General features: G+C 48.5%; 23 protein-coding genes. 9 read left to right on the plus strand and 14 right to left on the minus strand.

What is annotated here, in order from left to right; translation table 11 throughout:
* Positions 1-29: 29 nt before the first annotated feature.
* The 3 genes from ACN4EK_RS24580 (at position 30) to pdxH (ending at position 4,887) form a co-directional block, all read left to right on the plus strand.
* Positions 30-2,816, plus strand: a complete 2,787-nt coding sequence (locus tag ACN4EK_RS24580) for a CHASE2 domain-containing protein (RefSeq protein ID WP_431660918.1) — start codon at positions 30-32, stop codon at positions 2,814-2,816.
* Positions 2,816-4,126, plus strand: a complete 1,311-nt coding sequence (locus tag ACN4EK_RS24585; protein WP_431660919.1) for a sensor histidine kinase — start codon at positions 2,816-2,818, stop codon at positions 4,124-4,126. Before ACN4EK_RS24580 ends, ACN4EK_RS24585 begins: the two co-directional genes overlap by 1 nt.
* Positions 4,127-4,248: 122 nt before the next feature.
* Positions 4,249-4,887 carry a pyridoxamine 5'-phosphate oxidase gene (gene pdxH, locus ACN4EK_RS24590; protein ID WP_431660920.1) on the plus strand — a complete coding sequence of 213 codons (639 nt, stop codon included), beginning with the start codon at positions 4,249-4,251 and terminating at the stop codon, positions 4,885-4,887.
* A gap of 46 nt (positions 4,888-4,933) precedes the next feature.
* Here the strand turns inward: pdxH and ACN4EK_RS24595 are convergent, their stop codons facing one another.
* Positions 4,934-5,365, minus strand: coding sequence for a DUF6335 family protein (locus ACN4EK_RS24595; protein ID WP_431660921.1), 432 nt, complete (start codon positions 5,363-5,365; stop codon positions 4,934-4,936).
* Positions 5,366-5,615: 250 nt separating this feature from the next.
* Between ACN4EK_RS24595 and ACN4EK_RS24600 the strand changes: the two genes are divergently transcribed.
* Positions 5,616-6,791, plus strand: a complete 1,176-nt coding sequence (locus ACN4EK_RS24600) for a citrate synthase (RefSeq protein WP_431660922.1) — start codon at positions 5,616-5,618, stop codon at positions 6,789-6,791.
* Between the two features lie 174 nt (positions 6,792-6,965).
* Here the strand turns inward: ACN4EK_RS24600 and ACN4EK_RS24605 are convergent, their stop codons facing one another.
* Both ACN4EK_RS24605 and ACN4EK_RS24610 read right to left on the minus strand, forming a co-directional pair.
* Positions 6,966-8,570, minus strand: a complete 1,605-nt coding sequence (locus ACN4EK_RS24605) for a hybrid sensor histidine kinase/response regulator (protein ID WP_431660923.1) — start codon at positions 8,568-8,570, stop codon at positions 6,966-6,968.
* A complete protein-coding gene (locus ACN4EK_RS24610) occupies positions 8,570-12,892 on the minus strand; it encodes a PAS domain S-box protein (RefSeq protein WP_431660924.1) in 4,323 nt (1,440 codons plus the stop codon). The genes ACN4EK_RS24605 and ACN4EK_RS24610 overlap by 1 nt, the downstream gene beginning before the upstream one ends.
* Before the next feature lie 310 nt (positions 12,893-13,202).
* On the opposite strand from ACN4EK_RS24610, the gene ACN4EK_RS24615 reads away from it, so the two are divergent.
* Positions 13,203-13,772: a TetR/AcrR family transcriptional regulator gene (locus tag ACN4EK_RS24615; RefSeq protein ID WP_431660925.1), complete on the plus strand. Its 570-nt coding sequence runs from the start codon at positions 13,203-13,205 to the stop codon at positions 13,770-13,772.
* Positions 13,773-13,904: 132 nt separating this feature from the next.
* On the opposite strand, the gene ACN4EK_RS24620 is transcribed toward ACN4EK_RS24615, so the two are convergent.
* From ACN4EK_RS24620 to ACN4EK_RS24665, 10 genes are all read right to left on the minus strand, one after another.
* On the minus strand, positions 13,905-15,824 hold the full coding sequence (locus ACN4EK_RS24620; RefSeq protein ID WP_431660926.1) for a heavy metal translocating P-type ATPase: 1,920 nt from the start codon (positions 15,822-15,824) through the stop codon (positions 13,905-13,907).
* A gap of 304 nt (positions 15,825-16,128) precedes the next feature.
* A complete protein-coding gene (locus ACN4EK_RS24625; RefSeq protein ID WP_431660927.1) occupies positions 16,129-16,260 on the minus strand; it encodes a hypothetical protein in 132 nt (43 codons plus the stop codon).
* A 67-nt stretch (positions 16,261-16,327) separates the two neighbouring features.
* Positions 16,328-17,308 (minus strand): zinc-dependent alcohol dehydrogenase family protein, encoded by a 981-nt coding sequence (locus tag ACN4EK_RS24630; RefSeq protein WP_431660928.1) that lies wholly within the window; start codon positions 17,306-17,308, stop codon positions 16,328-16,330.
* A gap of 18 nt (positions 17,309-17,326) precedes the next feature.
* On the minus strand, positions 17,327-17,545 hold the full coding sequence (locus tag ACN4EK_RS24635) for a hypothetical protein (RefSeq protein ID WP_431660929.1): 219 nt from the start codon (positions 17,543-17,545) through the stop codon (positions 17,327-17,329).
* 460 nt (positions 17,546-18,005) lie between these two features.
* Positions 18,006-18,251: an alpha/beta fold hydrolase gene (locus tag ACN4EK_RS24640; RefSeq protein ID WP_431660930.1), complete on the minus strand. Its 246-nt coding sequence runs from the start codon at positions 18,249-18,251 to the stop codon at positions 18,006-18,008.
* A 408-nt stretch (positions 18,252-18,659) separates the two neighbouring features.
* The gene (locus ACN4EK_RS24645) at positions 18,660-18,806 is read right to left on the minus strand and encodes a response regulator transcription factor (RefSeq protein ID WP_431660931.1); all 147 of its coding nucleotides are present in this window, start codon (positions 18,804-18,806) and stop codon (positions 18,660-18,662) included.
* 41 nt (positions 18,807-18,847) lie between these two features.
* Positions 18,848-19,159 (minus strand): hypothetical protein, encoded by a 312-nt coding sequence (locus tag ACN4EK_RS24650; RefSeq protein ID WP_431660932.1) that lies wholly within the window; start codon positions 19,157-19,159, stop codon positions 18,848-18,850.
* 154 nt (positions 19,160-19,313) lie between these two features.
* The gene (locus ACN4EK_RS24655; RefSeq protein ID WP_431660933.1) at positions 19,314-19,481 is read right to left on the minus strand and encodes a hypothetical protein; all 168 of its coding nucleotides are present in this window, start codon (positions 19,479-19,481) and stop codon (positions 19,314-19,316) included.
* An 86-nt stretch (positions 19,482-19,567) separates the two neighbouring features.
* Positions 19,568-19,834: a hypothetical protein gene (locus tag ACN4EK_RS24660; protein ID WP_431660934.1), complete on the minus strand. Its 267-nt coding sequence runs from the start codon at positions 19,832-19,834 to the stop codon at positions 19,568-19,570.
* Between the two features lie 361 nt (positions 19,835-20,195).
* Complete coding sequence (locus ACN4EK_RS24665; protein ID WP_431660935.1) at positions 20,196-20,723, minus strand: Uma2 family endonuclease; 528 nt, start codon at positions 20,721-20,723, stop codon at positions 20,196-20,198.
* A gap of 723 nt (positions 20,724-21,446) precedes the next feature.
* Between ACN4EK_RS24665 and ACN4EK_RS24670 the strand changes: the two genes are divergently transcribed.
* From ACN4EK_RS24670 to ACN4EK_RS24685, 4 genes are all read left to right on the plus strand, one after another.
* Positions 21,447-21,980: a helix-turn-helix domain-containing protein gene (locus ACN4EK_RS24670; RefSeq protein ID WP_431660936.1), complete on the plus strand. Its 534-nt coding sequence runs from the start codon at positions 21,447-21,449 to the stop codon at positions 21,978-21,980.
* Positions 21,981-22,020: 40 nt separating this feature from the next.
* Positions 22,021-23,238: a transposase gene (locus ACN4EK_RS24675; protein ID WP_431660937.1), complete on the plus strand. Its 1,218-nt coding sequence runs from the start codon at positions 22,021-22,023 to the stop codon at positions 23,236-23,238.
* 107 nt (positions 23,239-23,345) lie between these two features.
* The gene (locus ACN4EK_RS24680) at positions 23,346-24,062 is read left to right on the plus strand and encodes a TniB family NTP-binding protein (RefSeq protein WP_431660938.1); all 717 of its coding nucleotides are present in this window, start codon (positions 23,346-23,348) and stop codon (positions 24,060-24,062) included.
* A complete protein-coding gene (locus tag ACN4EK_RS24685; protein WP_431660939.1) occupies positions 24,062-24,559 on the plus strand; it encodes a helix-turn-helix domain-containing protein in 498 nt (165 codons plus the stop codon). Before ACN4EK_RS24680 ends, ACN4EK_RS24685 begins: the two co-directional genes overlap by 1 nt.
* A gap of 18 nt (positions 24,560-24,577) precedes the next feature.
* Here ACN4EK_RS24685 and ACN4EK_RS24690 read toward each other — a convergent pair whose 3' ends face one another.
* The gene (locus ACN4EK_RS24690; protein ID WP_431660940.1) at positions 24,578-24,940 is read right to left on the minus strand and encodes a hypothetical protein; all 363 of its coding nucleotides are present in this window, start codon (positions 24,938-24,940) and stop codon (positions 24,578-24,580) included.
* Positions 24,941-25,669: the final 729 nt, after the last annotated feature.

The following is a 25,669-nucleotide window of genomic DNA, read 5'->3' on the forward strand; positions in this document are numbered from 1 at the left end:
CCCTAACCAATTTCTCGATCGCGCAACCTATGTGGCGTCAATTTCAGGCTTTCGTTCGACGCACTCGTAGCCTTTGGATCATTACTCCTAGTGTGGCGGCTGCCGTGATTGCTGGTCAATCACTGGGACTGTTTAATTTACCTGAATGGAAGCTGCGTGACGAATGGGTACGCCGACGATCGCAACCAGAACTGGCGGAAAATATTGTTATTGTTACGATCGACGAACAGGATATTCAATCCGTCGGCAAATGGCCCATCCCGGACTGGGCACTGGCACAACTATTAGAAAAGATTCGATCGCAGCATCCCCGCAGCATTGGGCTTGATCTTTATCGCGATTTACCGGAAGGTAAGGGACACGATCAACTGGTGCAGGTCTTCCGCAGTACCCCCAACTTGATTGGGGTCGAGAAAATTACCGGAGAACGGGTAAAACCAGCCCCGGAATTACAACAGCGCAACCAGGTTGGATTAGCGGATTTAGTGCTGGATAGCGATCGCAATGTGCGACGAGCATTGTTAACCGCCGTTGATCACCAACAACAGGGCGCACTCAAAGCCGGATTAGCCACTCGTGTTGCCCTTCAGTATCTAGAAGCAGAGGGCATTACCTTAGAGAGTATTGACGAGAAGCAGCAGAAATTTCGTCTGGGTCAACAGATTTACATGCCCATGAATCATCAAGAAGCGGGGTATCCTGATTCTGATCTCGGCGGGTATCAAATTTTATTGAATTGGCATGGGCCAGAAACCGCCTTTCACACCATCGCTCTGCGGGATGTCTTAGCCGGAAAAGTCCCCACCAATCTGATGCGCGATCGCATGGTATTCATTGGCTCAACGGCTGCCAGCACCAATGATTTTTTTGGTACTCCGTTCAGTGCCAGTTTGTTAGCGGCGCAAAAACCCACTCCTGGTGTGGTGATCCATGCCAATATTGCCCACCACCTCGTCCAGGGGGCTAAAACCGGACAAACTCAGTTACAGGGCTTTTCGATGACGGCGTTTTCTGCCTGGATTCTGCTCTGGTCGGCGATTGGGTCAGTGGGTAGTTGGTGGTTAGCAGGTATCCCGACTACTGGCCGGATTCCAGGCGGTAGAATTCTCTGGAGCACGATCGGAATCACTAGCGGACTACTGGCGGGGGGCTATGGCATGTTTCTGGGAGGATGGCTGGTGCCCGTCACCCCTGCGATCGCGGCGTTTATGGGGTGTGTGGTTGCTACAACCAATTCCCGCAAACAACAGACTTTAGAAGTGACGAATCAACAACTGGAAGCGGCAAATGCTCAATTGCTGGATTATTCCAAAACGTTGGAGGTAAAAGTTGAGGAGCGCACTCGGGAATTGGTGGATGCGAAGCAAGCGGCGGACGCTGCCAACCAGGCAAAGAGTGAGTTTTTAGCCAATATGAGCCATGAGTTACGCACTCCGTTGAATGGTATTTTGGGATATGCCCAAATTTTGCAGCGATCGACAACCTTAACGTCTAAGGAATTGCAGGGCATTGATGTGATTCACCAGTGTGGCTCCCATCTCCTAACGCTGATTAATGACATTCTCGATCTATCTAAAATTGAAGCCCGGAAACTGGAACTATTTGAAAATCCCGCCAATTTAGCCGATTTTTTACATGGCGTGATCGAGATTTGCAGTATTCGAGCGGATCAAAAAGGTGTTAGTTTTCATGCCCGTCTCGCCGATCGCTTACCCACCTCGGTGCAACTGGATGAAAAGCGGTTACGGCAGGTGCTGATTAACCTGTTAGGCAACGCGATTAAATTCACCGATAAAGGCAGTGTCACCTTTACCGTTGAGGTTGTAGAGAATACCCATAGTACAACCATGACCGAATCTGCCACCGCAACCTTACGCTTCCAGATTGAAGACACTGGGATCGGCATGTCGGCGGATCAGTTAGAAAAGATCTTTTTACCATTTGAGCAGGTGGGCGAATCGAAACAACGTCCAGAGGGAACGGGGTTGGGCTTAACGATTAGCCAAAAGATTGTGGCGTTGATGAATAGCCAAATTCAGGTACAGAGCCACTTAGGAGAAGGTAGCTTATTTTGGTTTGATCTGACTGTTCCTGTTTTGCAGAATTGGCAGGAAACGGGGCATTCTTTAATTAGTGAAGAAATTATTGGCGTGGGAGGTGATGCCCCTCAACTATTAATTGTCGATGACGATGCCAACCACCGATCGATTGTTGCCACCATTTTGCAAGGTATTGGTTGCCGTGTGTTAGCGGCGATCGATGGCAATCAGGGTTTAGAGTTAGCGACAGTCCACCAACCGGATGCCATTTTGCTGGATTTAGCCATGCCCAATGTGGATGGGTTTGAGTTAACTATGTTATTGCAAGCAGATCCCCTCACAAGTGCCATTCCCATCATTGTTGTGAGTGCAAGTGTATTTGAAGCCGATCGCGAACGGAGCTTACAGGCCGGGGCTAAGGCATTCCTCCCCAAACCTCTGCAAATCGATGATTTATTTAGTACATTGCGATCGCTGTTAGGGGTGGATTGGCTATACAAACGTTCCGCTTCTCCGGCTCACAAAAAGGCAATCACCAATTCGCAGGACTCCACCTTGGCAACTGAATGGGTATTACCATCCTCTACAGAGTTGCAACAGCTTTATCATCTAGCCATGATGGGTGATATTCCAGCGATTGAACAAATGTTAGAGCAATTACAAGCCAAGCCTCAACTCACACCCTTTGTGGCTGAATTAAGTAAGCTGACTGAAACCTTTCAAACTGGTAAAATCCGTAAATTTCTTAAAGCATTTGTCACCACGGAGTCTCGGTAATGACATCAGATATTTCAAAGCCTGTGCATATTTTGTTGGTTGACGATAATCCTAATAATTTAAAGGTGCTGTCAGAAGCAATTCAGGGACATGGTTGGAAGGCGTTGATGGCAACCGATGGTGAATCCGCGATCGAACAAGCTGAGTATATTACCCCCGACTTAATTCTGCTAGATGTGATGATGCCCGGTTTCGACGGCTTTGAAACCTGTCGCCGTTTGAAGGCAAATCCCATCACGCAAAACATCCCGATTATTTTTATGACCGCGTTATCGGATACCCGTGACAAGGTGAAAGGATTCGATATTGGCGCTGTCGATTATATTACCAAACCCTTTCAGCAAGAGGAAGTCGTAGCACGCTTAAAACTGCACCTGAAGATTACGCATCTCACCCAAACACTGGAACAACGGGTGCAGGAACGTACTGCCGAATTAGCTCAGTCGTTGCACCAACTTCAGCAAACTCAACTGCAATTGATTCAGAATGAGAAGATGTCCGCGTTAGGGAATCTGGTAGCGGGAGTTGCCCATGAGATTAATAACCCAGTGGGGTTTTTATCCGGTAATTTGCAGCCAGCGGAAGGGTATGTTAAAGATCTGTTGGGATTAATTGATCTGTACCAGCAGACCTATCCTAACCCCACACCTGACATTCAGGATGAAATTGAAACGATCGACCTGGACTATGTGCGTGATGATCTACCCAAACTCTTAAACTCGATGAAGCTAGGGATCGATCGCATCCGTAACATCAGTACCAGTCTTCGCACCTTTTCGCGGGCGGATAAAGATTACAAAGTTCTGTTTAATATTCATGAAGGGCTGGATAGTACCATCCTGATCCTCAAACATCGCCTGAAAGCCAATGACAATCGCCCTGAGATTGAGGTGATTAGAAAGTATGGCGAACTCCCCTCGATCGAATGTTTTCCGGGGCAATTAAATCAGGTCTTTATGAACGTTCTCGCCAATGCGATCGATGCGTTGGAAGAAGCAAATGTAGGACGTGATTTAGATACCATTAAGGCAAATCCGAACCAGATTGAAATTACGACTCAGGTGTTCGATAGCCAATCGGTGCAAATTCAGATTACTGACAATGGGTTAGGCATTCCAGAAACCGTAAAATCCCGCATTTTCGACCATTTATTTACAACCAAAGCCGTTGGTAAAGGCACTGGGCTGGGCTTGGCGATCGCTCACCAGATTGTCGTAGAAAACCATGCTGGCACGATCGAGGTTCACTCGACCCCACCCCAGGGCACAGAGTTCATCATTACCTTGCCGATTAAAGCCAAAGACCTGTGATCGAGGTTATGGGGTTACTGTGCTGCGCCTGATCGCCTGAAATTTCAAAGCAGGGTGCGATCGAAGAGAAGCGAATACGGTAACTTGAATAGGATTGCTGATTTTTTGCTGGAATGCAGGCAATGAATATTCATGAGTTACGCGAAAACTATACGGCAGCAGAACTGAACCGCCAGGATTTGCACCCCGATCCGTTTCAGCAATTTGAACGGTGGTTTCAGCAGGCTTGCCATGCCGAGGTGCTAGAACCCAACGCAATGGTGTTAGCCACAGCCTCTCCCACGGGACAACCATTAGTCCGGACGGTGTTACTGAAATATTTCGATCGCGATGGCTTAGTCTTTTTTACCAACTACGAGAGTCGAAAGGCGCGGCAAATCAGTGAAAATCCCTCCGTAGCCTTGCTATTTCTGTGGTTGCCATTACAACGCCAGGTGCAGATCACCGGACAGGCAAGCAAGATTTCCGCCGCCGAATCCTTTGCTTATTTCACCTCTCGCCCCCGGGGAAATCAGTTAGGTGCCTGGTGTTCGGCACAAAGTTCCGTGATTTCCTCGCGGCAAGTGCTCCTGATGGAAATGGAAAAGCTGAAGCAAAAGTTTCTCCACCACGAAATTCCCTTACCCTCCTTTTGGGGGGGGTATCGAGTGCAGCCTACTAGCTTCGAGTTCTGGCAGGGTCGCCCCGATCGCTTGCACGATCGCTTTCTCTATACACCCGATCCGCAAGGGAGTTGGGAGATCCAGCGGTTAGCCCCATGAATTTGACCGATCGGATATCCTCAGCTATCCCCCGTTCAGTCTCTGCCTAATCGCGCTCCTGGTAGTCTTCGGCTGATTCGGGATTGAGTTCCCAGCGTTGATGATCTCGCCATTGCAGCTTATTGTGGGTGCGAACCGCTTCCCCTTCTGTAGCTGTAATCCCCATCGATCGCTGCAACTCTTCGGTGACATTCTGATCCGGGGTGGGATTATCGCCACCGACCGCCTCTTCGCCCACCACTTCTGCCTGATACCAGTCATCATCAGGATCGCCACCCGTCACGCCACTGCCCAGGTGGTCGGGTAGCCGCAATTTGAAGATGCGTTGCTCGCTACCCGGCTGATCTTCTAACAGCGCTTCACTGATGGGATCAATGCGATCGGTATCGATCAACTCGGACATTAACACTTCTTCCGGTGGTGTCTCCGATCGCGCGGTGGTTCCATCATCTGGGTTGAGTTTGTTTACATTGACCATATCGTTTTCCCATTGTCATAACAGTCGTGGGTCGGTGACCGGAGGAAAGGGGATCATCCCGATACAGGGATTTGCTCTATCTTTATGCTCCCCTGATGTGCTGGGATTAGTACCAAGACGATAAAAAACGCAACGAATCTATAGCAATCCTGTGGGGAATATGAAAGTTCAGCCGAATCATGAAGGACTGCGATATGGTGGATTGTGAAGCAGAGAGTTGGGTAGAGATAGCGAAGAAGAGAGGGTAGATATGCCAGAGAGTGCCTATCACTGCGACTATATTCCAGGGTTAAGTAATGTACCCGTTGCCCAGTCCAGTATTAGCCATGTGGATGGTCAGCGAGGGCTGCTGGAATATCGGGGTATTCCTATTACCGAACTTGCCGAGAAAAGTAGTTTTATTGAAACGGCATACTTGTTGATTTGGGGACAACTACCAACTCGATCGGAACTAGAAGCTTTTAAACAGGAGATCCAGCAGCATCGCCGGATTAAGTACCGGATTCGGGATATGCTGAAGTGCTTTCCAGAAACAGGACATCCGATGGATGCCTTACAAACCTCGGCGGCAGCCCTGGGGCTATTTTATTCCCAACGGAATCTGGACAATCCCGACTATATTCGGCAAGCAGTCGTGCAGTTGTTGGCACAGATTCCCACCATGGTTGCCGCCTTTCAATTAATTCGGCATGGTAATGATCCGGTCATGCCCAATGATGACTTAGATTATGCCGCTAACTTTCTGTATATGTTGACCGAGCAGGAACCCTCTCCCCTGGCAGCGCAAGTGTTCGATCGCTGCTTGATTCTGCACGCCGAACATACGATGAATACCTCCACGTTCTCGGCATTAGTCACCGCCTCTACCTTGACCGATCCCTATGGGGTGATTGCTTCCGCCGTTGGCACCTTAGCTGGCCCTCTGCATGGAGGAGCCGCTGAAGATGCGTTGGAGATGCTGCAAACGATCGGCTCCGTGGAAAATGTCAGTGCTTATATAGACCAATGTATCCAAACACATCAGAAGATTATGGGTTTTGGGCATCGGGTGTATAAGGTGAAAGATCCTCGCGCCACTATTTTGCAAAGTTTGGCAGAACAACTGTTTACAGATCTGGGTTACGACCCACTTTACGATATAGCGCTGGAATTAGAACGGGTGGTAGAAGATCGGCTAGGTGAGCGAGGCATTCATGCCAATGTTGATTTTTACTCTGGGCTGGTCTATCACCGACTAGGTATTCCTCAAGATTTGTTTACGCCGATGTTTGCGATCGCCCGAGTTGCTGGCTGGTTAGCCCATTGGAAAGAACAACTGGAAGCCAACCGCATCTTCCGTCCCACCCAACGGTATACGGGTGACCATCAGATCACCTATTTACCGATCGAGCAGCGATCGCGACAACCGGTGGATGCCAACTCTTAGGATTATGGATGAAATAAATCCGCCAACTGTTCTGCTAAACCCGCTCTGACCCAATCTTGAACTGATTTACAGCAATTTTCACGTGGCTAAACCACACCACTCCCTACTCCCCATTCCCCATTCTCCATCTTCACTGTGGTTTATTCATCCGACAACGGCTGTAATTCCTATCCCTTAGACTTCCTCAACCAGGGGACAAAGTGGTAAATAAACGGTAAAGCAAGTTTGGGCGGCGGCGCTAGCGACCTGTACTGAACCCCCCAAATACCCGACGAACTTTTTCACCAGTGCCAAGCCTAAGCCTGTGCCGCCTTTTGCCCACCGATCGGTTTGGGGAATTCGGTAAAAGGCATCAAACACGCGATCGAGTTCCGCCGCCGGAATTTCGCTCCCCGAATTACTGATGGCGATCGCGACATAGGGCAGATCAACTGGACGATCATCCGGATTGACAATATGCATGGTTACTGTAATTTCGCAGCCCGGAGGCGTGTATTTACAGGCATTATTCATCAGTTCCGAGACAATCCGAGTTAACACATGGGTATCGGTTTGGATCGCGGGTAGATCCGTAGGAAGATCAATGTGTAACCGTTGCTGGTTCATCTGCATTCGGGCAACGAACGGCTCTAACAAATGGGGTATCCAGTCCTGAAGTTGCACAACTGACAAATCCAGGGGATAGGCTTCTGCGTTTAACCGCTGCATATCGAGTAAATCGTTGACCAGCCGCAATTCCTGATCGGACTGTTCCTTAAGGATATTAATATACCGCCCCAATGCCACGGAACCTGCCTCTGATTCCTGGGCTAAAATGCCAAACTGATCCAGGATGATGGTTAGCATCCGGGTAGCTAATTGAATGTTGGACAGAGGCGTGCGTAACTCATGGGAGACCGTTGCCAAAAAGTCCTCTTTCAGATCATTCAACCGTTGCAATTCTGCCATTTGCACTTCCAGTTGTTTAGCCCGTTCCACGGCTAGATCGCGTTCTGCGGCGAGCAAGCGTTGGGTAACATCCCGAAAGACAATCACAATCCCTGTGACATTGCCGCGACTATCCTGTAAGGAGGTAATGCTATCGGCAATCGGAATTTCAATGCCCTGTTTAGAAATCAGGAGGAACGGATCTTCTAGATAAATCGGTGTGGAGGTTGTGAGAACGGTATCAATCCAGCGATCGAGCACTGGCGTTTGGGTTGGTTGCTCCACAATTCGTAAAACATCAGCCAGGGCCTGATTTCTTGCTTCCTCCTGACTCCACCCGGTTAACTGTTCTGCCATTGAGTTGAGGAATTTCACTCGCCGTTGGGCATCGGCAACGACCACCCCATCCCCCATACTGCGAAATACTGCCAAAAGGAGTTGCTCTCGCGCACAGCGTTGTAAGGCAGTTTCAATGGCAATATAAAGTTCTTTTTCCCCGATCGGCTTTAGAATATAGCCAAACGGAGCGGTGACTTTTGCCCGTTCCAGGGTGCTTTGATCCGAATGTCCCGTCACATAGATCACGGGAATTTGCAGGGTTTGCCAAATTTGTTCGGCAGCTTGAATGCCATCCATCTCGCCCTTCAGCCGAATATCCATCAGCACTAAATCGGGACGCAGTTCGGTGGCTTTGGCGATCGCAGCCGCACCCGTCGCCGCCAGGGCAGGCACACCATACCCCAGAGATTCTAGGGATTCGCGCAGATTGATAGCAATCACCTGCTCATCCTCAACGACTAGAATCTGGGTCGCTTGAGTCGAGGGCAGATTTGATAAAGGCGGGTCCATCATTACGATTTGTTCTCTGGAAAAATAATGCTAAAATCACTCCCCTGATGGCTGGTGATGCTCAGGCTCCCTTCCAGTTGTTCTACTAACCCCTGAATCAGAGTCATGCCCAAGGAGCGAGTATTGGTAATATCAAACTCTGGCGGTAAGCCCACTCCGTTATCCCAAATGTGCAGAGTCCATGTCTGATCATCATTGGACTGGATCTCGATCCAAATATCCCCAGTCCCCAGATTGGGAAACGCATACTTGAGGGCATTAGAAACCAGTTCGTTGATAATTAGCCCACAGGGAATTGCTGTTTCAATATCAAAAAATACTCCTGTGGCTTGAGTATGCAACTGAATGGTCTGAGCATTGATGTTGTAGGACTCTAGCAGATGGCTGGTTAACTCCCGCACGTATTGAGCAAAGTCAATATTTGCCAGATCGGCAGAACGATATAGTTTCTCATGCACTAGCGCGATCGAGGCAATGCGACTTTGGCTATCTCGTAACACGGCATTGATTTGGGGGTCTTGAGTTCGGCGAGATTGCATTTTTAATAACCCATCAACAATTTGCAAATTATTCTTGACTCGGTGATGGATTTCTTTGAGGAGAACTTCCTTTTCTTTAAGCGAGGCGTGAATTTTGGCTTCGACCTGTTTATGCTCAGTAATATCCTGTTGAACCGCGACGAGCACGATGCCATGTTCAGGATGCTCAAAGATGGAGGAGGAGGCTCGACACCAAAACGGTATCCCGTTTTTCTTTACATTATGGACTTCATAGGTAGCTTCTCCGCAGGCAATGATTGTGTCTATCAGGCTCTGGGCAACTTGTTGGGTGTATGTCTGCACATCCTCATAGTTCAAAGTTGAGACATGCTGCCCGGTCAGTTCATTCGGCTCATAGCCAAACATTTGCTCAAATTTGGGATTGGCATACACAATAATGCCATCGGCGGCACGAATCAAACAAATTCCTTCCGCGATGTTGCGGGTAATGACCGCCTGAAGTTCCAAGGCTTGTTCCGCTTGTTTGCGATCGCTGATATCCTGTACCTGAGCAATAAAGTATAGTGGTTGACCGGATGCATCCCGCACCAGCGAGCCATTCAGCAATACCCAAACACTATATCCCTGTTGATGAATATAGCGTTTTTCCATTTGGTAGGCAGAGATTTCGCCTTTCAGCAGCTTTCCAGCATACCGTAAATCATTGTCCAAATCATCAGGAAAGGTAATATTTTGAAAATTCAGTTTCACCAGTTCGGCAGCAGGGTAACCAACTATCTCGCACAACGCTCGATTCACCTGTAAAAATTTACCATCTAACGCGACTAATGCCATCCCGATCGCCGCATCATCAAAGGCACTGCGGAAGCGGGCTTCGCTATCCCGCAATCGTTCTTCTGCCAGCTTATGCGCCGTGATGTCGGTAAAAGAAGTGACTACCGCATAGGGCTGGGGGTGATCCGGGTAGCAGAGTGGCTGGGAATTAATCGCAATCCAGGTAGTGCCCCTGGTTTGACGGATGCCCATGATCACATCGGACTGGGGTTTGCCAGTTCTGAGCGTGACCATTGCCGGATGCTGATTACCGGGAAAAATAGAGCCATCTTCCCGCACTGTGTGGAGATCAAGCTCCATTGAGGTTTGCCCTAATAGCTGTTCTGCCGTTAATCCTAAAATCCGTTCTGCACTTTGATTCCAGGCGGTAATTTCCCCGGTTGCCTGCTGCAACACCACCCCTTCCGTCATGGCTGTCACTACAGACCGATAGCGTTCTTCACTCTCCCGTAACAACTGTTCTGTGCGCTGGCGATCGCTGACATCCCGCGCTATCACCGTAGCGCCGATCTGCTGCCCCTGGGCATCCCGAATCACACTATAACTCACCTCATAGTAATTCTGTTGGCGGGTGGTATCGCCAAATTTCTCTGTGATGGTAAACTCGTTGCCAGCCAGTGCCCGTTGCCATAGCTCAATCACTCTTGCCTGTTCGATCGGTAAATGGGCTAACGCCTGCCGCAGATTGGTACCGAGTTGCACATCATAACCAAAGATTTTGAGAAACTCATCGTGATAGGTCTGGTTAAAGGCAATCAGATGCAGGTTGCGATCGACCGCCGCAATGATATCGTGGCTACCGCTAATAATGCCACTAAGTAGGGCTTGCTTTTCTTGCAATGTGGCTTCTACCTGCTTCAGTTTAGTAATATCGCGACCAACGGATTGATATTCAATAAACTGTCCCTGCGGATCAAATAACATGCGGTTAATCCACTGAGTCCACCGCACTTCTTGACCGACTAAAACTCGGTTTTCAATCAAGACAGTAGGATTATTCGCAGTCATCGATCGCACGAGTTGAGCCACCCGCTCCTGGTCGGCGGCAAAGATGACCGGAGCATAGTTTTTACCAATCAGATCAGCTTGATTTAACCCAAAGTAGCGGCAGTAGGCTTGATTGACAAATTGAATGGTGCCATCGGGCAAATAGCGACAGATTAGTTCGGTTTGATCTTCGATAATGGCGCGATAGCGGGCTTCACTCGCTTGCATCAACTGCTCTGCCCGTTTGCGCTCCGTAATATCAATCACCATCACTCCCACCGCCATCACCTGATGGGCATGATTGAAAATTGGGAAGTAGGACACCCGCCAGTCCAGCAGTTGGTTGGGATAGGCGGCTGTGGTACCCCGTACCTCTTGAGCCGCGATCGGGTGTCCTGTAGTTAACACCTGTTGAAGCAATGGAGTAATTGTTGGAGCCAGGTCTGGTAATAGTTCTGTAACGGTTCGCCCCAGGTGTGCCTCAATGGCAATACCATTGCTTGCGGCTAACGCTTGATTGACTTTAAGATACCGGAGCTGTGGATCGTGGATACACAAACCAATATTGGCAGCACTGGCAGCATTGAAGAATTGATCCAGGAGTTGTTGGCGTTCTGCCAGTTCTCGTTCGAGTTGTTGGCGTTCAGTAAGTTCCTGACGTAGGCGATCGTTGGCAGCCATCAGAGCAGTGGTGCGTTCAGCCACCCGTTGTTCTAACTCTATATTCAGTTGTTGTAATGCCAGTTCTGCCCGTCGGCGCTCTGTCACGTCGATCGCGGCACTCATAACCATTCGTCTGCCATCTGCCAGACTCCCGATCGGAGCAGAGAAAAAGTCCCAAATTCGGGCTTCTCCCTGGCGGGTACGGATTTCAAACTCATGCTCTGCGATCCGCTGACTCAGCGTATAAAGCTGACGAATTTTGGTCTGGACACTGTAGTGTTGTTCTCCATAAGCCAGCACCGTCCAAGCGGCAATAGTGGGCATTTCCGCAGGGGCATATCCAGTAATCTCTGTCCAGGTATGACTAATCTGTAAAATTGCCCCATCGTCGGTATGCAGAATTATTGGAATCGGGGCATTGCTGATCGCCTGTCGGAATTGCTGATCTAACTCGTGTAATCCTGCTTCAGTTTGCTGGCGGCGTTGCTCCGTCTGATTCAAAGATTGGGCTGTCCACCAAACCACGCTTGCCAGTAGTGTTATGGAAACAATAGTCCGACTGGCATGACCAAACTCCGTGGTATACCACTGCTGCTGTTCTCCCTGAAACGTTAACCAGTTGATCAATAGCGGCAATCCGATCACCCAGGGTAACAAGTGCCGTGCCATACTGCCCCCCGGCAACGGGCTGGTGATGATCTGCATCAATCCCCGATCGCAATGGAGCGCTAATACTCCAAGCAAAAACACAATTAAGGTAATGGCAACGGCGGGAGACGCGATCGCAGTTTCCAACAGAAATTCATAAAAAATCTTGGCACCAAACAAATATCCCAGTAGGGGCAACAGGGCAATTAACAATGCCAAACATGCCAACATTTGGGCAATGCGATCGCCGTGAGGATTGTTCTGCCGTAAGTAAAACAGGATTGTTCCTACGAGGATGAAGTTGATCGCGGTTACTTCACCCATCCGTCCTGGGTAAGGTTGCCCCCATTCAGCAACATCTCGAAAGAATCGCTCATCAATTCCTAAATTCCAGCCTAACAGGTACTCACTCAGGGTCAAGACGCTAATCACAATAATGACCCATACTAGACTGGCACTCAGGAGGCGTAAGCGCTGTTGCTGCGATCGCGACTTGAGTGCGGGTTCAAGCTGCAATGCTCCTAGCGTTAGCCCTGCCAACACAAAACAAATCGCTGAGTTGGCTTTCATGGTTGCCGGATAGTTCAGGAGTCCCTGCTTTAGTTCATCAAGCTGAAACTGCCAACCCAGGAGTACCAATAGCCCCATCAGGACAGTAAACACGATCGCAAATCGAACTACCCACTTACTCATGAACTCAGGAACACAATAAATCAGCGTACATTTATTCTCCTGAGAAACGTTGAGAAACTTGTGAGGGCGGATGCTCTGGGAGCGATGCAACCATGGCGAGGTCAGTGGAGGCTAAGTACAGAGGGCTATTGAATCATTGAGACCTTTTCCCAGTATTTATTTAAACGAATAAAAATAAATCTGTCGCTAGATAGATGCATAGTGGTTTTTAGCTCAAAAATTTTCGATTGAGCAGCGGAACAAAGCGGTCAATGATTTCCTTACCGTTCGTTCGGTATAATGGGCGATCGACCGATTTTTGGGGCTGGCAATGTCTAAACAAACCTATGTACCCACGTTACTAAAGCTATTTCGGCAATTTGGTTATGCTGGGGTCACCCTTGCCAAAATCTCTCAGGCAACTGGTTTAGGCAAGGCTAGCCTCTATCATCACTTTCCAGGAGGCAAGGCAGAAATGGCGGCTGCCGCCTTAACCCATGTCAATCAGTGGTTAGAAACCACGATTCTGCCGCTCCTTTCTCCACAGAATGCTCAAGCCAGTACGATCGCGGCTATTCAGGCAATGGTGGAAGAGGTGAATCGCTTCTTCAATTACGGTCAAAACTCTTGCCTGTGGGCCGTATTAGTGTTGGAACAAACAAGCGACGACCTCTTCCATTCCCAAATTCGCTGGGCATTTTCCCAATGGATTGAAGCGATCGCCAATAGATTGATGGCTGCCGGATTAGAGGCAGACTTAGCTAAGCAACGTGGCGAAGATGCGATCATGGCAATTCAGGGTGCCTTGATTCTATCCCACGGTCTTCAGGATTGTGCCGTGTTTCAACGCATGATTTACCAACTACCCCAAAAACTCTGTCAGGGCATTCAAGAGCCGTAAAGCCCATTGGGCAAGATCGTAGAGTGATGCTGTAAGGAAGATGGGTAGGTTGTCCGGTTTCAGAGAAATAGGATTTGGTGATCGGAGTTGAATGATGGCTGTATTCTAGCAAGGAAGAATTGACCCATTCTTCTAATGACGTAGAAGTCTTAAGCCACTAAGGATAACTAAAACAGTTGATCCTTCGTGCCCGATGACCCCCAGTGGTAATGTGATGTTGCCAATGAAATTAGTGATAATCAGGAGCAAAATAAAACTGAGCGCAAAGGCAATGTTTTGTTTAACAACAGTTTGAGAACGTTGCCCTAGACGAATGGCAGTTGCAATTTTTTCCAGGCGATCGGTCATCAAAACGATATCTGCGGTCTCCAATGCGACATCACTTCCAGCGGCTCCCATCGCAATGCCAACGGTGGCTTGAGCCAGTGCAGGTGCATCATTAATACCATCTCCCACCATTGCAACCGTTTGGTACTGCTGCTGGAGTTTTTGAATAATCTGAAGTTTCTCTTCGGGAAGCAATTCTGCATAAACCTGGTCAATTCCAATTGATTGCGCCACGCTACTTGCTGTTTGTTGATTGTCCCCTGTCAGCATGACGATCGCTTCAACTCCCATCCGTTTCAGTTGGGCGATCGCAGCAGTTGCTTCGGGTCGAAGGGTATCGGCGATCGCAATTAATCCAACCACGTTGTCTGCTTCAGCGACCCAAACCACCGTTTTGCCATCTTGTTCCAGGCGATTGGTAGTTGTCAGCAAATCCGCTGGAACGGTTTGTACGCTCGATTGGACAAACGTTGCTTGCCCCACGCAAACGGGAATAGTTTCCTTTAAACCAGTAATTCCCTGTCCGGGTTGTGCCTGAACAGAGGCTACAGATACATTTGTCGTGGACAAACCTTGAGTTGCGTACTGATAAATTGCCTGCCCAATGGGATGTTCTGAGTAGGCTTCCAGTGCTGCTGCGAGGTTTATCACATCGGCTTCGGTGTATCCTGCGGCTGCAATGACTTTGTAAACCTGGGGTTTTCCAGTGGTCAATGTTCCCGTTTTATCGAAGGCGATCGCCCTGACCTTGCCAATCAATTCCAACTGGGCACCACTTTTGAATAAAATGCCCTGCCTGGCTCCATTAGCAATGCCCGATAGCAATGTGGGCATAATGGCGGCAACCAGCGCACAAGGCGACGCAACGACGAGGAAGATTAAGGCGCGGTAGATGGTCGTTTCCCAACTCCATTCCCAGAGAAAAGGAGGCAGAATTGCCAGCAGAATTCCCGCCAAAACCACCACACGGGCATAGCCCCGCTCAAAGCGTTCAATAAATTGCTGGGATTTGGGCTTTTCGGTCTGTGCTTGTTCCACAACGCGGATGATTCGTTGCAACAAGCTACTTTCAGGTGGTTGATGTACCTTCAGCAGTAAGGCTCCATAGCCATTTAACGTTCCTGCAAACACCTCATGCCCGATCGTTTTCTCAACGGGAAGCGATTCTCCCGTGATCGCGGCTTCATTGAGAGCTGTTTCTCCCTCCAGAATCACGGCATCTGTGGGGATCAGTTCTCCTGGCTTGACTCGGATGCGATCGCCTACCTGTAAATCTGAGATTGGTACAGTTCGTTCTTGCCCGTTAACCACCACTCGTGCGGTGTCTGCCGTTAAGCTCATTAAGCCCCGAATACTCCGCTCAGTCCGTTGCATAGCATAGCCTTCCAGCGCCCCACTGATGGCAAAAATCAGGATCAGAATGGCTCCATCCACAATCAGGTAGTACTCCTGCCGCCACAGTCCCAGGAATGCGGCTCCGAGGGCTGCCACAATCATCAACAGATCCACATCCAGTTCTTTCTCCTGAAGTAATGTGGTCAATCCTTCACGGGCACTTGCAAACCCGCCAATGACATAGGCAGCAGGCAGAAGGAATAACGCCAACCCCAGCCAGTTGAACTGCAAGGCACTCCAACCCAGCAGCACTAATATTCCACAAAGCAATGCTGCCAGGGCATCGGGATGATCGGTGGCAACGCGAGTCAAGCGAGTAGGGTAGAGCATGGACAGAATCAAGAACATCTGCTCTCAGGCTAAACCTTGACATTAATGTTAATGTCAAGCTTGTAGGCTCTTTTTGGGTGGAAATGACGCAAGCATTGACGATCAAAGAATTAACCGATGCCGTTGGGGGCAGGATTACCCCTCGGATGGTGCGGCATTACCAATCAAAAAGAGCACGGACAGCATCTGCGGCTTGACGGTCAGACAAATTCTCGATGAACTGCATTGCATCACACAAACTAACGCGAATTGCCACGGAACTTGAACAGGTTGTCCTCTTCTCGAAAAGAGAGAGACGAAGGTTTCATCCTGGTAGATACTGCATTCGACGACCCACCACTACCTTTGCTTGTTGTTGGGCATAAGCGATCGCGGTAGCTCTACCGATTCTCGATGTGCCTCCAGTGACTAACGCCACCTTATCCTGAAGTATCATTCTATTTCTCCTAAAATCTAAGTCCGGTGTTTCTCTCTTGAAGGAAAGAAATGGCAGCGCGTTTTTATCACTCAGTCAATTGCAGGACAATCTTGCCTCGCATTCTTCCCTGTTCTAAACGTTGATGAGCTTGAACGATATCGCTCCAAGGCAGAACTGAATCAATGACAGGTCGAATCTGGTCGCGTTCAATCAGCTTCCTCAGTGCGTCCAATTTGTCTCTATACTGAGGACTGAAAACGAAGTGAATCGTCAAATTCTTACCCCATGCATCAAGAAGTGTTTGAGGAGTTGCAGTATCAACGATTGTGACAAGTTTTCCAAATGGATGAATCACTTCTGAGCTACGTCCAATCGTGTCTCCTCCAACTGTGTCTAAAACCAAATCAACACCCCGACCATTCGTTTCTCGCCCAATCACTTCAATATAATTTTCATGCTTGTAGTCGATGGGATAATCTGCACCCAGCTTCTTAACGAAGTCAAAGTTTTCTGCACTGCATGTTGTATATACATAAGCACCCATTGCTTTCGCCAGTTGAACTGCGATCGAACCGACTCCACCCGCTCCAGCATGAATTAGAACTGTTTCACCGACTTGTAAATTCCCTCTGGTTACAAGGCAGTCCCAAGCGGTTCCTCCTGCTAACGGCAAGCAAGCTGCCTCAACATGGGTCAAATTAGTCGGCTTAACTGCAACAATGCTTTCCTCTGCAACGTGGTATTGAGCATAACTACCAAACTCGCCAAAAATCTGGGGTGAGTAGTAAACTTCATCTCCAACTTGGCAATGAGTGACTGCCTCTCCAATCGCTTCAATCACACCCGAAACGTCAACTCCGATAATTGCAGGGAGACGAACTAAATCTTTGTAGTCACCTCGACGGGTTTGATAATCAAGGGGATTGAGCGAGGTTGCATATACTCTTACCAGAACTTGGGTTGCTTTTGGAACTGGCTTCGGTATGGTTTGAAATTCAAACACCTCAGCACTACCAAAAGCGGTCAGTACCGCAGCTTTCATGTACTCCATATCAGCCTCTGCCATGCAATTACAATTAAAAACTCAAGATTGATCTGCTTGATGACGCTGCTTGATACCTGTAACGAGGTCGGTTACTTGACGTTGAACTTCTGCACTCAGCGAGTCAAACGCGCCCAAGAAGAATTGCCGTTCTAGCGTCAACTTCCGGGCACGATTCCAAGCATCAATCATCTGGTGATGGAAAGTACGGATTGCCGACTTGTTAGCAGTAGTAGTGGTTTGCGTTGTTTGTGAATTCATAGTTTTGAGCGATTGAATTAGAGTGATGCGGTTGCCTCAATTTCAGGTGCATAAATCATTTCGTCTTCTTTGCGCCAAGCTGGATCAACCAGACAAACGAAAACAATAGGTTCGTCACCATAGTTGTGAAGGAACTGGATGGCATTTGGAGGAATGTAAACCGTATCGCCTGGTTCAATGCGACGAGCTTCGCTATTGACGACATTTTGCCAATAGTGCTAATGATGTAATAAACCTCAGAAGTCTTTAGAGAATGGGGAATCGAAGCGCATGCGCCCAACTGTAACGTAGGTTGATATTTTGTTTGTCAGGATGTAGCAGTTCGCGCAGAACAGTTCCATCTCCAGCGATAATTTTTTCACAGTCGTTTAGTTTGTGGATCAGCATCAGTTTAGGCTTGCAATTACACAATCGGATCAAGCTCAGGAGCTGTGAATTTCGGCGAAGAAAGGATCACTGATTATTCCTGCTGAAGCAAGTCCAGCAGGACGGGATTGACCTGATCCGTATGAGTCCAGTTGATCGCGTGTGGTTTGCCAGGAATGACAACCAGTTGACTGTTTTTAATCAACTTGGGTAGTCTTGCTGCGGTGGACTCAGTCCCTTTTGCAGACGCACCTACGGCAATATTCCACATGAGAACGGTTTTCTGAACCCGCTCTGAGCCGTATTTGCCAAGATAAGGTGTGACTTGGCCTGTTCCCATTGAGAAACCGACCAGCAGCACTCAGTTTTGGTTTGATTCCTCTAATGAGCTTATAAACGTCTGCACTTCTGGAGACTTGATAATCTCCATACATCACCAGCATAACCTTAGCACTCAGCCCACCTTGCATCCAATCTTGGGTTGAAGGTGGGATAAGTAAGGAACGCTGGCTACGATCGTTGCTGATCATACTACATGCGTAGCAGACAGGAAACCTTGCAATTGACTTGTTCGATTCACTTGACTGATCTCTATTAGCATAAATTCAATATAAGAGATCGCTTTCAAGCCGTCGTCTATCGTGAGTTAACTTTTTTACAGTACAAATTGATAGAGTAACTATGCGATCGCAAAGTAGAAGGCTAACTATAACTTAAGGTAGAATCCGAATTTGATTGAAAGTATATTTTATAAACTAACAATGCCGCGTTTCACAGCAACAATCACCGCTTGGGTACGATCGCTCACATCTAACTTATTCAAAATCCGATTGACATAGGATTTAACCGTGCCTTCACCAATATTCAAAGCCACCGCAATCTCAGGATTACTCATTCCCTATGCGAGTGAGCGGAGTACTTCTAGTTCTCGTTCACTCAGTTCTGGATTGCTGAGGCGCTGTACTGCAACTTGATGAAGTTGAGTAGCGCTTCTTGTTCTAAAACGTCGGATGAATAGGTCCACTGAGCGGGTGTCAGCTTGCGGGTGATCGTCGCCCGTTGATGTTGAATCTTCTCAGTATTGCGTGCAAGGCAAGCGGCAAAAAAAGCGGGTTGCAGAGCCTGAATTTCACGTTCCATCTCAAACACATGAATCCGGAGATTAATCATCTCATTGATGATGTCAAATGGACTGCTGACGCTGTAATCAATCGGAAGTTGAGCTGAATTGGGTAACTCTAATCGCATTCCTGAATTGAATTGACAATATGCTGCGCCAGCATAGGTCAAAACTACGATTTCAGCGATGAAAAATCATGAATCTTTTCGATACGTGTCAAGAACCAATTATCTTATCCTTGTCGTATCTTATGCAAAAGTGATGAATAAAATTACTAAATTCTCATGCGCTCAAGCTAGAGCCTGACTCAATTTGCGAGGGACGGCAATCCGCGAAGGTAATGGCTTCATTATCCAGAAACCCCGCGATCGCCATCTCAAGCACCATTTCTAGCGGGTACTGAGTTTCTTGAGCATGAGCTCTTCGCCGCGACTGGACTGAGATGCTCATCATTTTGCTGAGGAGGTCGGGATGTACTGGCTGATTGCATGAGTCCCTTGCAGGATATCTGGCATGATTGGGTGATTTATCGATGCTTAATCCACCTCTCCTCGACAGCGGGGGCAGAGACCATGATTGAGGTCTTGTGCTTTTGTATTGGCTAAACAGCAATAACAAAGCTGAAAGCGATCGGTCAAATTCTCCAGGATTTCGCCACCATTGCAATCATAGAATTGAGCCATGCCGACCAATCTTCGGATGAGCGCTTGGGTTTTCTCCATGCCCAAGCCCTCGAAGAGGTGTTCTTGATCCATCAACTTTAACAGGTCATTCAGCATGTAACTGCCGGAGTGATTGGACATAATTGGTGTTCAAGATTGATTGCTAAGTGTCACCATCATTTTAGTATAAAAGTACTACTTTTATTTTTAGGAATAATTGCATCCTTCTTTGTTTGCGTGGAAATTGTGCAAATAGTAAAGGAGCGATCGGATGACATCTCTCCGTGGAAAGAAGTACGAACAGCTAAATTTCAGGAACTTCAGCGAGTTTTCTTCCCTCCCATTGAGTCAAAAACTGCTTGGGATCGGGGCGATGAATTTCTGATTGCTGAGTTGCATTGCCATCCGAATTTTAGGAATCTTTCCTATCGGAGTAGGCTACTCAGTCCTGAAAGCGGTTTACGGGTAGGACAAAACCGGGCAGCACGTCTTCGCCCGAGAGTTAAGTCGGCAGTTGTCGCACCTCTTTAGGTTGCCCCTGGCGGTAAATCTCGACTTGTTGATCCTGGGGATTCAATATCCAGCCCAATCGAACTCCGGCATCCATGTATTCCTGCATCTTTGCCCGCAGCAGTTCCAAATTATCGGTAGGAGAGCGTAACTCGATCACAAAGTCAGGGGCAATGGGAGGGAATTTGCGTCTCTGTTCTGGAGTGAGAGCTTGCCAACGGGATAGTTCTACCCATGCGGCATCCAGGGAGCGATCTTCCCCATTGGGCAATTTGAACAGGGTGGATGATCTGAAGGTTTTGCCCAATTGGGACTGACGATTCCAAATGCCCAGGTCAGTACCAAACTCCGCTTCATAGCTACCGCCCTCCCCACCAACAGGAGACATAACAATCAAAGCTCCCTTAGCACTCCGTTCAATGGTCAGGTCAGGGTTACTGAGACAAAGCTGGTAGAACTGTTCATCGGTGAGACGAACCTCTGTTATCTCCAGCACTAGTGGCAACGTCAGTGAAACCATAGCACCGTCCCGATAATTCCCATTAGGTTTCTGAGTTTTATTATGTCATTTGCAATAGCAGATAGAATTTGGTTCCTTACCAACAGCTAGAAGGGTGCAACGAGAGCGATCGCCCCATTGCCAGTCTTGCCGTGTTAGGCGACGAGCATTTTACTTTGCGACTGCGATTGTTACCAAACTAAGCGCGATCGCAATTATGTAATTCTATCTTATTTCAATTTACTTATTGTACTTAAAAAACTGGTTACCCAAATACTTTGAATAAGTTATATGGGATTATAAGCAGTTCCAGTGTTCACGCGGAATGCCTTGATTATCAATACTTCTATTTGTCAATACTGAGGGGGCGTCAATATTCATATTGAAATTTTTCATGATTTGAATTGCTTATCGTTTAGCCGTTAAGCTGGATAAGATAAGTGCTGAGTTTCTGATTCAAAAGCTGCATGGAGAAAGGACAAATAAACAGTGTGGCTATAACCCTTGATATACAAGCATTCCAGTAAAGTGTATAGATTCCTGATCCCCAAGTGTCGCGTACCACGATAACTGACCGTGATCCGCCAGTATTTGACCGCGATCAATAGAGTTTAGAATGCTCGCTGGGAGTGGATTAGATCGAGATGTTGAGCGGGGTTGAGAATCTGGACTCAATGAAAACGTTCCACGGTATTTGACCGCGCTCCCTCTATAATCAGGTATTCTTTTGATCGAGGTTGCGCGATGGACAATGCAACCGAACTGATTTCAGACTCCCCTGTCGGTGCTCCTGCAACGCAACTTGCTCTGAGGTTGCCTGAAACGGATACAGACGATCAGTGGGCGATCGTCCATAGCGGCAGCGAACTGCCGGATTATGTGCAACAGCGAATGTGTATAATTCAGCAGCTATTGGCAGCACGAGGGACGAAAACTTATATGCAAGTGCAGCGGCAAGCTGCCCGCAGTTTAGGAATTAGTGTGCGAAGCCTGCGACGACTGGTGAAAGCATGGCAGGAGTTAGGCGTTGCCGGGTTGTCACGCCAACCGCGATCGGATCAGGGCAGAATCAAAGTTAGCCAGGAGTGGCAGGACTTCATTGTAAAAACGTATAAGGATGGCAATCGTGGGAGTCGGCAAATGAGTCCGGCACAGGTTGTCGTTCAAGTGCAGGCGCGTGCCCAAACGCTTGGGGTTGAGGACTACCCTGGACGCACGACCGTTTATCGCATTTTGCGTCCGCATATTGAGAAGCAACAACAAAAACGAGTGTGCTAGCGCACAGGCTACGCCAACGCTAGGTTGGCGACAGGACCGATTGACACTGCACACGTGGGAAGGATTAGCGATCGCGATCGAGTGCTCAAATCAAGTGTGGCAGGTGGATCACACCCGCGCTGATGTGTTGGTCGTCGATCAATCTGGGGAACTGTTGGGGCGACCGTGGTTAACGATTGTTGTAGACACCTATTCGCAGTGCATTATGGGCATTCATCTTGGCCTTGATGCACCTAGTTCCGCTGTCGTGTGTTTAGCCTTACGCCACGCCATTATGCCCAAGCAATATAGTTCCGCCTACGAATTGCAAGGGAACTGGGGGACGTATGGGTTGCCACAGTATTTGTACACCGATGGGGGCAAAGACTTTCGATCTCAGCATCTAGAGCAAGTCGCAACGGAATTAGGAATTGTGCTGTGTCTGCGACGCAAGCCCTCAGATGGCGGAATTGTGGAGCGACCCTTTGGCACGTTTAACACGCAGTTCTTCTCTACCCTTCCCGGCTACGTCAGCAGTAACGTGGAGACGCGATCACCTGCGGCAGAATCGGAAGCTTGTTTGACTCTGATGCAGCTAGAGCAATTATTGGTGCGTTACATCGTAGATCACTACAACCAGGCGATTGATGTACGCATGGGCGACCAAACCCGGCTAGGACGATGGGAAGCGGGGCGAATTGCTCAATTGCCATTGTTAGGGGAGCGAGAGTTGGATTTGTGTTTGATGCGGCGGGATCAGCGTCGGGTATATCGAAGCGGCTATCTTCAGTTTGCTAGTCTCACTTACCAGGGTGAGCATTTAGCGGCGTATGCCGGAGAGACGGTGATTTTGCGCTACAACCCACGAGACATCACGACGGTTTATGTGTATCAACTTCAAAATAACCAAGAAGTTTTTTTGACCCGTGCCCACGCAATGGGCTGGGAAACCGAACTCCTGTCCTATCGGGAGGCACAAGCCCTAAGTGAACGTCGACGGGCCGCAGGCAAAGCGATTGACACTGGATCGCAGTTAGCGGAAGTGCGATCTCGCGATCGGCGGGTCAAGCAATTGCAACGGCAACAACGACAGAAACTGGATGCAGATCCAATTAGCCCCCCTACCTTGCTGTCTGCTCCAACGATTCAGACGGATGCTGTATTACCAGTTCAATCAACCACAGAACTGGTGGCGGAAGAGGTGAAACCGAAAAAGCCTGTGCCGTATGTGCGGGTACTGGACTATGAACAGATGAGACGAGAGGCAGGATTGCTATGAAGTCAGAGGAGCGAGAATGGATTGTATTGTCATCGGACTCAGTCAAGCCAGAAACACAAGAAGCGATCGCCCGCCTTCAGTGGCAATGATTTGTGGAACTAGCGGCTGTGCAACAATTTCACGACTGGTTAGATGACAAGCACCAATGTCGGCAGGCTTGTCGGGGCATTGGGGACTCTCGAACTGGGAAGACGATCGCCTGTGATGCATACCGACTGAAACACGCCACGCAAACCACCAGTGGGGATGCCCCAACTATTCCTGTGATTTACTGGCACGCGACGACCGAGACTGGGCAACGAGAATTGTTTGTGGGGTTACTGGAGCATCTGAAATACCGCATCACCAATGGTACGATTTCTGACTTACGGGAGCGCGTCTATCGGTTGCTACGCACCTGTCAGGTAGAGATGATTATCCTGGATGAAGCACATCGGTTTCGCCCCAAGACCTTTTCCGAGATCCGCGACATCTTCGACCTGCTGAAAATCTCTGTCGTGCTGGTGGGAACGGATCGCCTGGATGCCGTCGTGCGTCGCGACGAGCAGGTGCATAACCGCTTTATGGCCTGTCACCGCTTTCATCGGTTTGATAGTCAAGCCTTAGAAGATACGACTGCAATTTGGGAGGAGTATGTGTTGCGATTACCACAGCCTTCTAACCTGACCAGTGCGGCAATGCAGAAAATCTTGGCAGCGACTACAAGGGGCTACCTGGGCACACTTGATGAAATTCTCCGGAATGCTGCCCGTCGTGCTTTACAGAGTGGGCAATCGCGTATTGAAGCATCGCTACTGAGTCAAGTTGCCTTAGAGTACAAGTGATGCGGGATGAAAGCTGGGTATTTCGAGTTGTTCCCGTGCCAGGAGAAAGCCTCGGTCACTTTTTGGGACGCTTCCGCCGCGCCAATCAGTTGAGTCATCGGGCAATTGCTGATCACTTGGGAGTGCGAGTGATCTGGGTGCAGGCATGGGAACAACCATCACGCCGACGTAACCCAACCGAGCTACAACTGATTGCCCTATCCAAGCTGGTTGAGGTAGACCCCGAACAACTGGTAAAGATGTTGCCCCCGGTTCGCCTGCACCTACAAACCCGGTTGTGTGCAGTCTGCTATGCAGAAACGTTTGTGCATCAGGCTAACTGGCAGCAGGAGGGCAGAGAGGGGTGCGATCATCATACCCTCCGTCTACTTTCAAATTGCCCAATCTGTGGAACCGGATTCCGTACCCCTGCATTGTGGGAGAACGAACGCTGTGAGCACTGTGGGCTGCCGTTCATTCAAATGCGGGTATATCAGTCGAGTGTGTGGCTGGAGTGATTGCTCTCCTCTGCCCAGTCAGGTTGTTAGTAACAGCAGCTTGACTGCCCAAATGACCTCTCTACCTGAAATCGGTTCATGAGCCTGTTGGAACTGCTTCTTGAGGCGCGTCAGTAGCTCTTCCTGCTCCACAATGTCATTGGAATAATTCCATTTGCCTGGTGAAAGCCTGCGGCTGATGATCGCCCGTTCAACCTCGATTTTGTCAGTGTTTAGTACAGCACAGGCAGCATAAAATGCAGGCTGAAGAGCTTGGACTTGCTGTTCGAGTTCCGCCAGTTGAGCGCGAAGGTCAATCATCGTATTGATGATCTCGATCGGGTCAAGGAGGTTGGCGGCTGAGTCCGTGGAGAGAATGGGTGGATTGGAACCTAACTTCATAAGTAGCTTCAGAGATATGAGTGAAGCTACTTTAGGGGCAATCGTATTTGTCGGTCGAGGAAGAAACGCTTAAGGTTGTAAACAAAACACTTTTATGGAAGCAGCAGGTGTTGCCCTCACCTTCATAACCACGATCGTTAACCAAGAGCAATCTCAGCCATGTAGTCTTATCTTATCTTATCTTATCTTATTTTATTTTATCTTATTGTATCGTGTAAGTTGGCTCTTGATTGCTTAAATAAACTAAGCGGGGTTGTGTGCAGTTTTAGTGTTTATGCTGAAAGGTCTAATTATTGATGTGCCTATGTTGTCTAACAATCAGTTTTGGGGCCGTCTTAATGCTGAAATGCCTAAGCTAGAAGAGCGTTTTAGCTTTAGATGACAAATAGTGTGAGACACCCTACCTGGCTTTCAGCCTCTAAATTTACTGGGTACTTGGTGTGAGATTAAGGGTGACAAGTCTGAGATATAACCCCACGTCTCTTTTAAGATATCTTATCTTATCGTATTTCTTCGATATTTGGATATCTTATCATTCTTGTGTTTTTTCTACTTGTTGAGGTGGGCTCTGGTGCCAAGTTTAGCGATCTCTCTGCTACAGTTAGCTGTCCTTATTCCACCCTGAAAAGGAGCATGGCTATGACGCTTGCCTAGTAAGGCTTTCAGCGTGGATGTTAGTTTGGGTGTTTCTGGGTATGCTCGTTCTGGCCTGCAATCCAGGCTACGATC

Source organism: Pantanalinema rosaneae CENA516 (genome assembly GCF_050753385.1).
Lineage (GTDB): Bacteria > Cyanobacteriota > Cyanobacteriia > Leptolyngbyales > Leptolyngbyaceae > Pantanalinema > Pantanalinema rosaneae.